Raw genomic sequence first — 13,864 nt, 5'->3', positions numbered from 1 at the left:
AACTGGGAATTTATTCAAATAAAAAAATCTGCCAGCTAAATTGCAGCTGACAGCATCTTAACTTAAACTTCAACTTTTTTATTATTCAGATATACGGCAACACCAACCAAAATAACAGCCACGATGATTTCAAAAATAATACTGGCCCATGTTCCATCTGACCATGTAATCCGATTGGACGTAAAGGAGAGCGCTGTGCTTTCTTCAGTGAAATGAAATAATTCATTGGTGTTAAAGCGACCCGAGAAGATGATATTCTCCAGCCAGCTAATGACATTGATTAGTACGAAAAATGCGACAATACTAATCCATGGTCCTGTTTTAAAGCGGAAGCTGCCTCCAATCGAAATGGAGAGAAAGATGATTATGATACAGAATATAGCCACCCACCAGAGAAACAGCAACACATTGAGAATCTCCGAAAGATGAATACCCGAATCGTTCATGTAGCTGGTAAAGTTAATCCCTGTATGCGTTGTACTGTAAATAAAGTAGTGAATGGCAGCAACAACCATTAAGCCCAGCCAGCAGAGTGTTCCAAAAATGATCGGAGACAAGACGTGAGACAGCCCTGTTACCGGCACAAGACGGCGGTTGAACGAACGGATATTGGATCGATATGTCTTGATCATTTTCACATAAATGGCCACACCTGCTCCGACATATGCAATGACACCTACAAGACTCCCTGTTACTTCAGAAAAAAACAATGCCAGCCCAATCTGAACGATAATCAATACGGCTAGCCCAGCCAACAATGTATTCCAATTCCTTCTAAAGTCATACTTCAGCAGTGTCATCATTCCGCATAAACCTCCTTGAACATTTCATCCACACTTTTACCGTACTTGAGGCGCAGTGTCTCCACTTCTTCCCGCATTACCAATTCCCCTTCACGGATGAAGATCACTTCATCAAAAATTCGTTCAATATCCGTTACGAGATGTGTAGAGATGATCAGACTGCTGTCTTCGTCATAGAACTTCACAATCGCATCCAGAATTTTGCCACGTGCAACCGGGTCTACCCCGCCAATCGGTTCATCGAGCAAATAAAGACGAGCTTTACGAGAAAGAGCCAGTGTTAATTGCAGTCGTTCATTCATGCCTTTCGACAGATGTCTTACCTTTTCGCCCTCTCCCAGCTTCATGAAATCAAGCATCTCTCTCGCTTTCTCTTGATCAAAATCAGCGTAGAAATCACGGTAATACGCAATCGCGTCCCGTACCTTCATCCAACTCTCGGTTAATGGGCGGTCCGGCATAAAGGATACCAGTGACTTCGTTTCCAAGCCTACCGCTTTTCCCGTAACACGAACATCTCCACTGCTGGGGTGCAGAAGCCCTGCAACCAATTTCATCAAAGTACTTTTACCGCTACCGTTACTGCCCAGCAGACCTACAATTCGGCCTGGTGCAATATCAAGCGTGATATCTTGAAGGGCTTTCTTGCCGCCATACGTTTTGCTCACATGATTCAACTCAAGAATATTACTCATTCACTGTTCCTCCTCTTCCATCACGATGCAGTGATTGCTTTCCTTCTGCAACGGCATCCGCCACGATATTTACGATATCCTGTTCTTCGATGCCCAGCTCCTGCATTCCTGTCAGAAAACGCTCCAGCAATTCACCAGCCATCTCTTTTTTGATCGTCATAATTTTCGACTCCTCACTTGTCACGTATCGGCCCAGACCTCGCTTGGTTTCAACCACTTCTTCCCGCTCCAACTCCTGAAATGTTCGCTGTACTGTATTGGGATTGATCTGTAATTCGGCCGCGAGCTCACGAACCGAAGGAATTTTATCGCCTGCCTTAAGTGTACCGGTCACAATCTGTCTTTTGATGTACTGCATAATCTGCAGGTAGATTGGCAAGTTGTTGTCAAATTCGATGCTCACAATGTCCTCGCTCCTCTCTGTATCTGTGTGTTAGTTACATAGTACACTAGTGATTTGTTGTTGTAAAGCCCATTTATTTAAAATGGCTTCAAATGCAAAAAAAAGAACAGATCCTCAGATCTGCTCTTATTACTCTTGATTCTTTCAACTACATTCATTGTATGATGTAATGGGTCTGACAAGAAGTTTTCTATACGATATCCAAAGGCACTTTGCCCTTAGGTGCAGGGAATGCCTCGTTCAACCGAACAATTTCATCTTGGGTCAAAACAACGTCCATTGCCGCAGCATTTTCGGCAACATGTTCCAGCTGTACAGCTTTCGGGATCGCCAATATGTCTCCATCCCTGATAACCCAGGATAACGCAATTTGGGAGGGACTGACACCTCGATCCTTGGCAATCTCCTGAATGACTGCATGCTCCAGTAATTCTTTACGAAGTCTACCACCTTGGGCCAGCGGGCAATACGCCATCACAGGAATACGGCGTTCCCTCAACCAGGGAAGAAGCTCGTATTCTATACCACGAGAAGCTGCATGATACAGCACCTGATTCACTGCACAATGCTGACCAGCTGGAATGTTCCAGAGCTCCTGCATGTCCTCAATATCCAGATTCGAGACACCCCAGCGCAGAATTTTGCCTGATTGTTTCAACTGTTCCAGAGCTTCAACCGTCTCTTCCAACGGCACACCTCCACGCCAGTGCAGCAGGTACAGATCCAAGCGATCTGTACCCAGACGCGAAAGGCTGCGCTCACAAGCAGTAATCATCTGCTTCCGATCCGCATGATGAGGATACACCTTGGATACCAGGAATACATCATCGCGACAGTCTGCTATCGCCTCACCAGTGACCTCTTCCGCCCCGCCTTCTGCATACATCTCGGCCGTATCTATCACTGTCATTCCACGTTCAATGCCATAACGCAGTGCCTGAACTTCTTCTCTCCGACTGGATTGTTTCTCACCCATGTACCATGTTCCCTGTCCGATTGCAGGCAGTGTTGTCCCATCGGGCAGCTGGATCGTACGCGTTTGATTTCCTTGTTGCATCTTTACTCCTCCAATCTGAAAATAGTCCTCATTATCTATTCATTATTAAACCGATCTAAGCTATTACCTTCACTCGCCCCTTTATTCGAACGCTTCCAACGCTCCACCATCATGATATACAACTGATCCAGTGGTAACGTGAGGCTGTTCTGGGCAATGCTTACTGTCGCATCGACTATGCTGCTGTTTACCGTCATTAATTTGCGTTTCATCCCATTCTGACGATCCAGAAACGCTTTCTCGTCCCACAATTTAACCCCAATCATCTTCTGTCCCATGAATTCATACATAAAAATATTCTCAACATCTTTCCAGGCAATTAACCCTCCTGATGTGTAAGAAGATGAATCCACAAACCCATGCTCATCGACAACAAAGGAAGGTTCCTTCTTAATTATCTTCACCAGGCTGTAGCAGAGACAAAGCCCAAAAAATAAAATGGAGAACATGCCTATAACCGAAGAAATGGCAGAACCTTTGGCTGAAGAATCATCAAACAATAAAAAAAATCCGGCTGCTACAAAAAGTGCCGCCCCCACTGTAAGCCATGCCATTCGTTTCCGGCTCGGGTATTCCACGTGCTGTTGATCATAGGATGTGGACAAAGTGATGTTCCTCCTTCATGGTGACTGAGACAAGAATATTCTATATCAACGAGGTACAGCTCATTAAATGGGCTGGATTACCAAATATACTTAAATAGCATTGTTCATTAAACAGATTCAACTAACATTAAACATCATGTTCAGACAGGTTTTCGTCCATTTCATGACTATTCAAACATTAGGATTCGTCATGCTTCCAATAATTCCTTTCGGGCACAGGCGATATTGTTAAGAAATAGGAGTATGTTCATTCAGAATCGTGTTGTCCTGCCTCATGCTTTCCGTTAATATAAATGGAAAGGTTAGGAAATTAAAACAATCTGATTTGTGGTGGGAGGACAAACAATGAAGAGTCTGCGCGGCATAACATCGGAGGATCTTTTTCAGATTACATGGGTTAATGATCCAACTCCGTCTCCTCAGGGCGGACAATTGGTATATGTAAGCCGGAAAACAAACGAAGCACGAGACGGTTATTCTTCTCACCTGAGACTCCTTAACCTGGAGAACCAGAAGGACAGACCTTTCACATCCGGAAATCAGGATCACGCTCCTGTTTGGTCGCCGGATGGTTCACAGCTTGCTTTTTTACGAGAGCACGAAGGCAAAACACAAGTGTGGGTGATCGCCTCAGATGGTGGAGAAGCACAGCAAATCAGTCATTTAGAACATGGCGTCAGCTCCCTGCTCTGGTCACCAGATGGGCTCACTTTGCTTGTTAAATCATCTGTGGACACGAGCGAAAAAGACGAAGATGGAACTAAAGATATCGATAAAAAACTGCTGCAAGAACTTGTGGTGGATCGAATTCGAATGAAATCTGACAGCGGTGGACTGTGGAACGGTCGCCGAACCCATCTCTTCCGTGTTCCAACCGAAGGTGGAGAGGCGATCCCTGTAACGACAGGCCATTATGACGTTGGGGACTATGCGTGGTCGCCGGACGGAGAGTCCATTGCGTGGATCGCTCAGTTTCCGGAAGAAGGCGAGCAGCATAACGATTACACCCTGACGAACCATGTGTATCGTGCCAAGGCTGACGGATCTGACGTGCAGCAGTTGACTCCGGAAGGATACTCTTTCGGCCGGCTGACGTACGCACCCGATGGACAGTCCTTTGCGTTGCTTGCCAGCGACCGCTCCTATGGAAATGCTACGCTGGTCAAACTCTACACCCTTCCGATCTCGGGCGGCAAACCCACATGTCTGAGCAAGGATTGGGATGTACAGATCAATCACAGCCTCGTTGGTGATATGCGCTCACACCTGACCAATACAGGTCCTGTATTCAGTCGTGATGGTTTATCCATTCTCTGTCTTGCCACTATTGAAGGCAGTGTCCGGATGGCCCGATTTGCACGGGACGGCAGTCATGCCGAATACATTTTGCCGGACGGGAAAGAGTTCTATCAGTTTGCTGAGCTGGAAAATGGACAGATTGTGGCTGCCGTAGCAGACGTACTTCGTCCTGGTGATCTCTTTCTATATACTCAACCTGATGAAGTTGGGGCCGAGCCTATACAATTGACCCATAGCAATCCTCAACTGGTTGAAGAGATTCAACTTAGCACACCCGAGACCTTCTGGTTCGATTCCTCTGATGGCCTGCGACTGCAGGGCTGGATGCTGAAACCAGCTGGCATGGTGGAAGGAGTCAAAGTCCCAACCATCCTTGAGATTCATGGCGGTCCACATATGATGTATGGCTTTACGTTTATGCATGAGTTCCAGATCCTCGCAGCACAGGGATATGCTGTTGTGTATATCAACCCGCGAGGTGGGCTCGGATACGGGCAGCAATTCGTAAATGCCTGCCGGGGTGACTATGGCGGCGGGGATTATCGTGATCTGATGGAAGCCATGGATTATGCGTTATCCCAATATTCGTTTATCGACGAGTCCCGTCTGGGCGTCACTGGCGGCAGCTATGGTGGCTTTATGACCAACTGGATTGTTGGACATACCGACCGTTTCAAGGCAGCCGTCACTCAGCGTTCCATATCTAACTGGCTCTCGTTCTACGGGGTGAGTGATATTGGATTCTTTTTCACGGAGGACCAGATTGGCGGTAATGCATGGGATGACACCGAGAAGTTATGGAAACACTCCCCGCTTGCATATGTAGGTAATATCAACACGCCGCTGCTGATTTTGCATGGTGAGCAGGATCTTCGTTGTCCGATTGAACAGGCTGAACAACTCTATGTTGCCTTGAAGCGGCGCAAACAGACCACTCGGTTCGTTCGTTTCCCGGGAGCCAATCACGAGCTGTCCCGCGGAGGTCACCCTCACTTAAGGGTACGTCGTCTGGAGCATATTGCTGGATGGTTCAATGAGCATCTATAACGCCATCATAAGATCACATTTATGAAATAAAAGGTAAATTTTCTTCCTCCTGCTACCTATGTCTGCCTGAGCGAGAAGAATTCTGGATCAGCAAAAAACCACCAGCAGAATCGGTCATATCATGACCTTCTCTGGTGGTTTTTACTGTTTGGACGTTTAGAAATAGGGTAAATACTGCGTCACTGTCCATACGCACGCTCGAATCATTGTTATTACATGAATAAAGTCCTGGATGCAGCCCCATACAAAATGGAACCCATCTGCTCGTTACAAGTTGCGAAATTATCAAATTTATTAGATAATAATCTGTCGATTGTAGTCGAAGGAACGGATTTCAAGGGGGATTTAAGCAATGAGCAAGAGCAAGAGCAATAGTCATACATTTGACGAGCAGATTAATCGGCTCTCTACGGGATCAGAGAAATGGGATGCGCTTGAGGAGATTTTTGGTGTGACGGATGCACTCCCCATGTGGGTTGCTGATATGGATTTCGCCGCTCCACCATCGGTCATTCAGGCGTTGAAGACTCGAATGGAGCATGGGATTTTTGGCTATACGGTGCGGACAGATGCGTATCACGCAGCGCTATCGGGATGGATGGAGCGACGTCACCACTGGAGTATTAACGATGAATGGGTTGTATTCACCCCAGGTATTGTGCCTGCACTCAGTATTGCTGTCCAACGGTTCACCGAACCGGGAGATGCAGTAGTAATTCAGACTCCGGTGTATGCACCCTTCTATGATGTGGTACTTGGTCAAGGCAGAGAACTGATGACCAATCCGTTGGTGGAGAACGATGGACATTACTCCATGGATCTGGAGCATCTGGAATCCTGCCTGAAGACGGGTCGGGTCAAAATGTTAATTCTGTGCAGTCCTCATAACCCGGTTGGACGGGTATGGACTCATGAAGAACTTCAAAGCCTTGCTGCTCTCTGCGTGCAATATAATGTACTCATCGTTTCAGATGAGATTCATGCCGATTTGGTCCACCAACGCGGTGCGCATACACCAATGGCCCTTATTTCTGAAGCTGTCGCTGAACTCAGCATCATCTGTACAGCACCAAGCAAAACGTTCAACATTCCGGGTCTCTGCACCTCCAATATCATCATTCCAAATGTCAAACTGCGGGAATCATTCATGCAGGGCGTGAAAACGATGGGACTTGCCAACATCAGCACGTTGGGAGCAGTTGCATCCGAAGCGGCCTACAACGGTGCTGAAGAATGGCTGGATGACTGCCTTGCCTATATCCGCGGAAATATGGAATACGTGCAGGAGTATGTCGCAGAGCATATGCCGCAAATCGGAATCCGGCTTCCGGAAGCGACTTACCTGCTATGGATGGATTTCCGGAAGCTGAATATACCGCATGCGCAGCTCTGTACGATGCTGCTCAAAGAAGCGGGACTCGCTTTCAATGATGGAAGTATCTTCGGAGCAGAAGGCACAGGATTCATGCGCATGAATGTGGCCTGCCCACGTTCCACAGTGGAAGAAGCCATGCGCAGATTGTCTGTGCTGGTGGGCAGACTGTCGAGCAAGTAAGTTGAACTACGTTAAAACTATTGAATATGCTAACGAATTGGATACACCTTATTCCGAAGGTTAGCGTGAAATGGGAAAGCTAACGAACTTCAACCTCTTTATTATCGTTTGCATAGCAAAATTCTGTGAAAATACGGAAATACGGGCGTATAAGGCGTCTACGATTCGTTACAACACCAAAACTGTAGAATTTCGTCTGATCGCGCGCGCTCACTTCATTAAAATATTGATTTCGTTAAAATTGAAAAAGGGGCTGTCCTTGTAGTCAAATCCATGATTCATGTTCATGGTGGACTACTCGGACACCCCTTTTATATTGGAAAACGGTTTATACCCCATAAGTTATGAAATTGGCATTTGAACAATCCGATCGCATAACCTGTCCAGTAACTTACGGTCATGGCTGATGATTAATAGTCCCAGGTTGCGCTGACGCGCGATATTCATCACCGTATGCCAGATCTGGGCCTGTGTGATCGCGTCCAGCATGGTGGTCATCTCATCCGCAATGACGTAACGTGTCCCTGTACCGAGTGCGCGTGCAATGCAGAATCGTTGCAATTCGCCGCCTGACAACTCACCGGTCCTGCGATCCAGCCAATTCGTCTGGATACCCAAGTCATTGAGCATCTCCTGATCCTCGATTGCCGCTTCCCCCAAGACACGGCGCATCCGCCAGCGAGGATTCACCGCTTTCTCCGGATGCTGGAATACAAGCTGAACCGGACAGGCTCCGGTTTGCGGAAGCGACTTCCCATCCAGCAGCACTTGACCTGCCATCGGTTCCATATAACCTGCAAGGATTCGTCCAAGACTTGTTTTGCCACAGCCACTGGGACCCCACAAGCCAACGACTTCTCCCTGCTGTACTTCCATACTTATATTCTGAAATACCCAAGCGTCTTTACCATAACGATACCCTGCATTTCTAACCTCAAGTGGCATGAATGCACCTCACTTCCCCACCACGAACCTTGCGCAGCTCAGGACGTTCACTCGTGCAAGCCATGGTCGCTCCAATGCAGCGTGGTGCAAATGAGCATACTTCTAACTGTTGCCGACCTGCTGCAGGCTGGGTACCAGATAGAGGTTGAAATTCATTTTGTGGCAATGCGTTCCAGAGCGCCTTTGTGTATGGATGTCTTAACCGTTCGCCCTTTCCCGTAAAATCACAAGCCTGTGCCGTCTCCACATTGGAGCCTGCGTAAAATACAGATATGCGGTCTGCTGCCGTCAAGGCAGTCGTAATATCATGGGTAATCCAAAGAATGCCGACCCCTTCATTGGCCAGTTGACGAAAATGCTTCATCGTTTCAGCCAGCACTTCGGGATGAATGCCAGGTGTTGGCTCATCTGCAATAATGAGTTTCGGAGCACCAGAGGTAGCTGTTGCCATCAACACCCGCCGAGCCATACCACCTGACAGCTCAAACGGATATTTGCCCGACGTGCCATGAGGCAATCCATAACGTCCCGTCAGCTCCTGCTCTGCCTTTTGCATCGTGAATCGGAGCGTCGATTCGTGCTTACGCCCTGTCTTTTGGCTAACAGGTTGAACCTGCCTGCCCACCTTCAATAACGGGTCCAAATAACTGACCGATTGCGGAATGTACACCAGCTCATCTCCACGCAGATGAAGCTGCCGATCCTTGGTCAGGTGCTCGCCTGCATAGCTAATCTGACCTTCTATCGTCGCATTGGCAGGAAGAATGCCCATGATCGCCTGCGCCAGCACACTTTTGCCAGATCCACTTGCCCCTACGACGGCGACAATCTCCCCTTCATTCACAGACAGATTCAGATCCTGAATAACATGGTTCTCCTCGTGCCCAAACCATCCCCGAGCACGCCGGAACGAAACCGATACTTCCTCCACTTCAAGAAGTGCCATGTTTACATCACCTCCCTTGAACTGCCGGTTCCCGTTAATGTCTTCAGACTACCGCCCAACACATCAAACGCACGGACAACCAACAACAATGCGAGACCTGGGAAAAAAGCCAACCACCACATACCTGCGGATAAATATCTCATCGACTCTGATAAAATAATTCCGATCGCTGGCTGCTGCGGTGACAACCCCAGCCCCAGAAACGTAATCGCTGCCTCATGCAGAATGGCATGAGGGAAGATTAGCAGTACTCCCACGAACAGCTGTGGAATCAGATGGGGCAGCATGTGCTGCACCGCAATACGCATTCGCGAATGACCCAATCTGCGTGAGATGTGAATATACTCGGCTGATCTCAGCTGAATCATCTCTGCCCTTACAATGCGGGCCAGATTCGGCCAATGGGTCAGGGCAATCGCTAACGCCACCCCAGGCAAACCTCCACCGAACACAAAAGCCAACATTACCAGCGACACCAAGTGAGGAACACTCAGGAAGAGGTCAATGATCCATGAAATGACCCGGTCCGCAGCTTTCCCTGAAGCAGCAGCAAGACCCAGCAATAGCGCGATAAGTCCGCCGCCGCAAGCCGCGAGTAACCCCACCTGAATGCTCGTTGCCAATCCTTTCAATGTGCGCATGAACATATCTCGTCCCAGCCAATCCGTACCGAAGGGATGTTCCCAGGCCGGAGCCAGATTCCGATCCATTAATGAAATCAGCGTCGATTCAGCCGGAAGCAGTCTGCCTGTCAGCCACACGGTGGCAATCCAGATCACACCCAGGCCACCCCAGATCATCGCCCATTTGCGCGGATTACGAAAACGAGGATTACTGCCACCTGAATAACCTTTCCCACCATGAGTACGTGGATGGACTGACCTCCAATTCCTCTTGTTCCCCGCCTCACTTCTGGGAGAGTTAACTTTCGGATGCTGTGCAGTCTGAGCCGCAGGCCGGGAGGGACGTTCCAATGTCTGTTTCATCCTGTAGCCTCCTCCTTCATGCGCGGATCAATGATACGGTACAGAATATCGGCAATCATGTTGCCTGTAAACACAAATATCGCACTGCACAGTACAAGTCCCAGCAGCAGCGGGACATCACCGCGCAATCCCGCCTGGACCGTTGCTTGACCCAATCCGGGATAGGAAAACACTTGCTCCGCGAGCACAGCTCCACCGAACAATTCACTAAAAGATGCAAATTGCAGCGTCAAAGCTGGCAGTACCACATGCCTGAACCCATGACGACGAAACAATTGAACACCTCGCTCACCTCGTGCCCTAGCAAAAAGAATATAATCCGAGTCCAGTACATCCACCAGCTTCTGCCGGGTATGCAAGGCAATGGCGGCTACACCCGTCAAGCTCAATGTGAGCGCAGGCAGAATCATGTGTATGACCCGATCGCCCCATGACACTTGATCTGCCGCCATGCCCGCAGGTACACCAAGCCCAATGGGCAGCCAGCCAAGCCATACACCGAATACCATGAGCAGTAACAGCGCGATCCAGAATACCGGCGTGGAAGCCAGTGTGTAACAGTACCAACAGATCAGACGATCCAACCGTGAATCCCGTTTCATGGCAGCAACGACGCCCAGACCGAATCCAATCAGACCGGATAACACCCAGGCCACCGCCATAAGAGCGACAGAATTCATGAATCGTTCCTGGATGATGTCCGCAACCGGCTGTCTATAGATCATCGATGTTCCCAGATCGCCCTGGACTAGTGCCTGCCCCCAAGTTAGCAGCCGTTCTACGGGTGAAGCATTGAGCCCCCAACGTTCTTCAATAAGACTGCGCTGTTCTGCGCTCACCCTGATCATATCTCCACCAATGTAGGCTTCCACCGGGTCCACTGGAGAGAACTGCATTAATATAAACGACACCACACTGACTCCTGCCAGCAAAGATAACAGCCGCAGCATTTTAAATCCGACAAATCTGGCCCATCCCATCCTGTCCTCCATCCAATCTCTCCCCAATTCAGGCTAAAGCTACCGCAGCGTTTCTATTCCGAATCTTCTTCCCAAGACCATTCTTCCAGGTTGGATGTCACCGGCCACCCATGACCATGTGGATGGATCTGCTGTTCACCGATGTTGAGTCCATTCTTCACCAGATACAGATGGTCAATGTTCACCAGCCATGCCCATGGCGCATCGCCCTGGTAACTGAATCCTGTCGATCCATCCCACTCCGCTTTCTGCCAGAAGGGCAGTGCCTCTTCTTCCGTTGTCGCTTGGAGAGCCTGCTGCATCCAGTTGTCCACGGTTGGATTACTGTACAATCCAGTGTTGTAGTACCCTTCCCCTTTATGGGAACTACTGTAGAGGTTGTATGTCTCAAGCGGATCATGACTGCCCCACCCGAATAATACGGCATTGGTATAAGCCAGCTTTTTCGTCTCTTCCCGGCTCTTTCCCTCTACATTGACCTTGATCCCCGCTTGGGCCACCATATCCGCAGCAGCCAGTGCCAACGACTGTCTCGTTAAATCGCCTGCAAAATAAAGCAGATTGAACTCGGCCTTTGTACCGTTCTTCTCGACAATTCCGTCACCATCTGTATCCACCCAGCCCCCATCAGCCAGAATCTGCTTCGCTTCATCCGGATTCGCATCTGCAAATACAGAATCCGGATTGCTCCACGGCAGGTCGTCGCTGACCGAGTAGGCCGGACGACCATGGCCCTCCAGTACCCCTTCCACCAATGCTGTGCGATCAATCGCCACATTTACCGCTTTGCGAATGGAGATGTCGGATGTAACATCATTGCCTGCCGGCAGGCCATCACCAGACTTCACGCCTGCGGGCTGCATCGGGAACATGATGCCCCGGTTATCCACTGTTTTCACTGATTCCAGCTTCATGCCGTTCACCTGCTGCTTGCTGAACGCCGCCGGGATAGCCGCAATATCGACTGTTCCGGCTTGCGCTGCTGCAAAGGCTGCATCCTCATCCAGATAGAGGAACGTCAGTTTATGGAATGTGGACTTTTTCCCGTAATATTGTTCGTTAGCCTCGACGATCGCCTGCTGACCCTTATCCCATTGCACCAGCTTGTATGGACCAGACCCAACCGGATGCTCGGCATAATCAGGACCATAGGCGTGCTCGGGCACAATTCCGAGTGTCGTCAGAAGACTGATAAACGTGGACTGCGGCGACTTTAATGTAAAAACGACAGTGGTTGTATCCGGGGCTTCCACATCAGCCATATTGGTCAAATCGATGACCGAACCGCTCTTGGCAGCCGTTTCAAATGTAAACCTGACATCTTCGGCCGTCAGTGGCTCACCATCGGAGAACTTTACATCATCCCGGAGTGTGACGGTCCAAGTCAGCCCATCTTCACTGACGGAATGCTCTGTCGCCAGATCATTGGCCAGTTGAAGTTTGGCATCCCTTTTTAACAAAGTGCTCTGAAAGAGCGGTGAACCGTACTGTCCCCAACCCGTAGTGGGATCAAATCCGCCCTCCGGTTCCGTGCCAACAGCCAGCACCAATTCGTCTTTGGGGAGAGAAGTCGCCGCCTGATGAACGCTCTCTATTGTTGAGGATGTCCCCTGTGTACATCCCGATAGCCCAACTGTGCATATAAGTAAAATGCCTAATCCCGCTCTAACTGATCGTTTCCCCCATGAAAATCCGTGCATTACGCTGTTCCCCCTTCAATTTTTACGATTCAACCCATTACGTGTTACTTTTTTTGAAAATTGTAGCACAAAATAGTTTTATTGTGTCAACAAACTTAACTTCGAAATCCATTTATTTTCATTTACAGGGAATTTAAACGAGATTAACAGGGGGGTCCGTAGATGGTACAGCGTTTCAAGTTAGGTATTATAACAAAACAAAAAGAACAACAGATTATCGGTAATGGACCAATAATCTGTTGTTCTACATACGTGCTATGGACAAAGTCGGCTAATGCCAATGAATCGGTTATTGAAATTTTGAAAGTTAATCCGTTGAAGAATCAGGAGAATGGTGAGGATGGTGATGACTTTGTTGATTTTGGCTGTGATCATGATTGTGAGGACTGTGGTGGCTTGCCATTTTGTTGAGCTCATCCACATACGTTACGGACAGCTCTGCATACAGTACTCCTTTTTGAACCTGGATCTGCTGATGCAGATGACGTAATCGTCCTAGGTTGCCCCGTACCGCAATGACCTCCAGACACTGATCATGGTTCAGGTGCACATGCATATTGGAGATGATGTCATGGTGTGCCTCGTGCTGCAGCTCCATTAACCGAATAGGAAGATCACTGATATGGTGGTCATACACCATCACAATGGTTCCAGCTACATCCTGCTCGGAATGCAATGCAGAAGGCTCCAGCAATGTTTTACGGACCAAATCACGGAAAGCTTCTGAACGATTCTTATACCCCTGCTCTTCGATATAGCTGTCAAACTGTTCAATCAGAGGCGTGGGAAATGCCACACCGAACCGGGTCAAATCTTCTTTGTCTGCCATTCATATCCTCCTGC

The 13,864-nt window shown here is 48.7% G+C and carries 13 protein-coding genes; 2 read left to right on the top strand and 11 right to left on the bottom strand.

Going from position 1 to position 13,864, the window contains the following annotated elements:
* Nucleotides 1-62: 62 nt before the first annotated feature.
* The 5 genes from BMY78_RS01380 to BMY78_RS01360 all read right to left on the bottom strand — a co-directional run bounded on the left by BMY78_RS01380 (nucleotide 63) and on the right by BMY78_RS01360 (nucleotide 3,563).
* A complete protein-coding gene (locus BMY78_RS01380) occupies nucleotides 63-803 on the bottom strand; it encodes a hypothetical protein (RefSeq protein ID WP_090893964.1) in 741 nt (246 codons plus the stop codon).
* Nucleotides 800-1,498 (bottom strand): ABC transporter ATP-binding protein, encoded by a 699-nt coding sequence (locus BMY78_RS01375; RefSeq protein WP_090893963.1) that lies wholly within the window; start codon nucleotides 1,496-1,498, stop codon nucleotides 800-802. The genes BMY78_RS01380 and BMY78_RS01375 overlap by 4 nt, the downstream gene beginning before the upstream one ends.
* A complete protein-coding gene (locus BMY78_RS01370; protein WP_090893961.1) occupies nucleotides 1,491-1,901 on the bottom strand; it encodes a GntR family transcriptional regulator in 411 nt (136 codons plus the stop codon). Before BMY78_RS01370 ends, BMY78_RS01375 begins: the two co-directional genes overlap by 8 nt.
* Before the next feature lie 190 nt (nucleotides 1,902-2,091).
* On the bottom strand, nucleotides 2,092-2,958 hold the full coding sequence (locus tag BMY78_RS01365; RefSeq protein WP_090893959.1) for an aldo/keto reductase: 867 nt from the start codon (nucleotides 2,956-2,958) through the stop codon (nucleotides 2,092-2,094).
* Nucleotides 2,959-2,993: 35 nt separating this feature from the next.
* Complete coding sequence (locus BMY78_RS01360) at nucleotides 2,994-3,563, bottom strand: STM3941 family protein (protein ID WP_090893956.1); 570 nt, start codon at nucleotides 3,561-3,563, stop codon at nucleotides 2,994-2,996.
* A gap of 345 nt (nucleotides 3,564-3,908) precedes the next feature.
* Between BMY78_RS01360 and BMY78_RS01355 the strand changes: the two genes are divergently transcribed.
* Nucleotides 3,909-5,909, top strand: a complete 2,001-nt coding sequence (locus tag BMY78_RS01355; RefSeq protein ID WP_090893954.1) for a S9 family peptidase — start codon at nucleotides 3,909-3,911, stop codon at nucleotides 5,907-5,909.
* Between the two features lie 352 nt (nucleotides 5,910-6,261).
* On the top strand, nucleotides 6,262-7,464 hold the full coding sequence (locus BMY78_RS01350) for a MalY/PatB family protein (protein ID WP_090893953.1): 1,203 nt from the start codon (nucleotides 6,262-6,264) through the stop codon (nucleotides 7,462-7,464).
* Between the two features lie 342 nt (nucleotides 7,465-7,806).
* Here the strand turns inward: BMY78_RS01350 and BMY78_RS01340 are convergent, their stop codons facing one another.
* The 6 genes from BMY78_RS01340 to nikR form a co-directional block, all read right to left on the bottom strand.
* Nucleotides 7,807-8,409, bottom strand: a complete 603-nt coding sequence (locus tag BMY78_RS01340) for an ABC transporter ATP-binding protein (RefSeq protein ID WP_090893950.1) — start codon at nucleotides 8,407-8,409, stop codon at nucleotides 7,807-7,809.
* Nucleotides 8,399-9,355: an oligopeptide/dipeptide ABC transporter ATP-binding protein gene (locus tag BMY78_RS01335; protein WP_090893949.1), complete on the bottom strand. Its 957-nt coding sequence runs from the start codon at nucleotides 9,353-9,355 to the stop codon at nucleotides 8,399-8,401. The genes BMY78_RS01340 and BMY78_RS01335 overlap by 11 nt, the downstream gene beginning before the upstream one ends.
* Before the next feature lie 2 nt (nucleotides 9,356-9,357).
* Entirely contained in the window at nucleotides 9,358-10,341 is a 984-nt protein-coding gene (locus BMY78_RS01330; protein ID WP_256221915.1) for an ABC transporter permease, read from the bottom strand.
* Nucleotides 10,338-11,333 carry an ABC transporter permease gene (locus tag BMY78_RS01325; protein WP_090893947.1) on the bottom strand — a complete coding sequence of 332 codons (996 nt, stop codon included), beginning with the start codon at nucleotides 11,331-11,333 and terminating at the stop codon, nucleotides 10,338-10,340. The genes BMY78_RS01330 and BMY78_RS01325 overlap by 4 nt, the downstream gene beginning before the upstream one ends.
* 41 nt (nucleotides 11,334-11,374) lie before the next feature.
* Nucleotides 11,375-13,021, bottom strand: a complete 1,647-nt coding sequence (locus BMY78_RS01320) for an ABC transporter substrate-binding protein (RefSeq protein ID WP_090893945.1) — start codon at nucleotides 13,019-13,021, stop codon at nucleotides 11,375-11,377.
* 307 nt (nucleotides 13,022-13,328) lie between these two features.
* Entirely contained in the window at nucleotides 13,329-13,850 is a 522-nt protein-coding gene (nikR, locus tag BMY78_RS01315) for a nickel-responsive transcriptional regulator NikR (RefSeq protein WP_256221914.1), read from the bottom strand.
* Nucleotides 13,851-13,864 lie beyond the last annotated feature (14 nt).

The organism is Paenibacillus sp. OK076 (assembly GCF_900110055.1).
Taxonomy (GTDB): domain Bacteria; phylum Bacillota; class Bacilli; order Paenibacillales; family Paenibacillaceae; genus Paenibacillus.
The sequence above is the reverse complement of the archived record's forward strand: the minus strand, read 5'-3'. Positions and strand labels throughout refer to the sequence as shown.

Coding starts and splice junctions, on each gene's coding strand:
- BMY78_RS01380 (WP_090893964.1), bottom strand. CDS start 803: ATGATGACACTGCTGAAGTATGACTTTAGAAGGAATTGGAATACATTG.
- BMY78_RS01375 (WP_090893963.1), bottom strand. CDS start 1,498: ATGAGTAATATTCTTGAGTTGAATCATGTGAGCAAAACGTATGGCGGC.
- BMY78_RS01365 (WP_090893959.1), bottom strand. CDS start 2,958: ATGCAACAAGGAAATCAAACGCGTACGATCCAGCTGCCCGATGGGACA.
- BMY78_RS01355 (WP_090893954.1), top strand. CDS start 3,909: ATGAAGAGTCTGCGCGGCATAACATCGGAGGATCTTTTTCAGATTACA.
- BMY78_RS01350 (WP_090893953.1), top strand. CDS start 6,262: ATGAGCAAGAGCAAGAGCAATAGTCATACATTTGACGAGCAGATTAAT.
- BMY78_RS01340 (WP_090893950.1), bottom strand. CDS start 8,409: ATGCCACTTGAGGTTAGAAATGCAGGGTATCGTTATGGTAAAGACGCT.
- BMY78_RS01335 (WP_090893949.1), bottom strand. CDS start 9,355: ATGGCACTTCTTGAAGTGGAGGAAGTATCGGTTTCGTTCCGGCGTGCT.
- BMY78_RS01330 (WP_256221915.1), bottom strand. CDS start 10,341: ATGAAACAGACATTGGAACGTCCCTCCCGGCCTGCGGCTCAGACTGCA.
- BMY78_RS01325 (WP_090893947.1), bottom strand. CDS start 11,333: ATGGAGGACAGGATGGGATGGGCCAGATTTGTCGGATTTAAAATGCTG.
- BMY78_RS01320 (WP_090893945.1), bottom strand. CDS start 13,021: ATGCACGGATTTTCATGGGGGAAACGATCAGTTAGAGCGGGATTAGGC.
- nikR (WP_256221914.1), bottom strand. CDS start 13,850: ATGGCAGACAAAGAAGATTTGACCCGGTTCGGTGTGGCATTTCCCACG.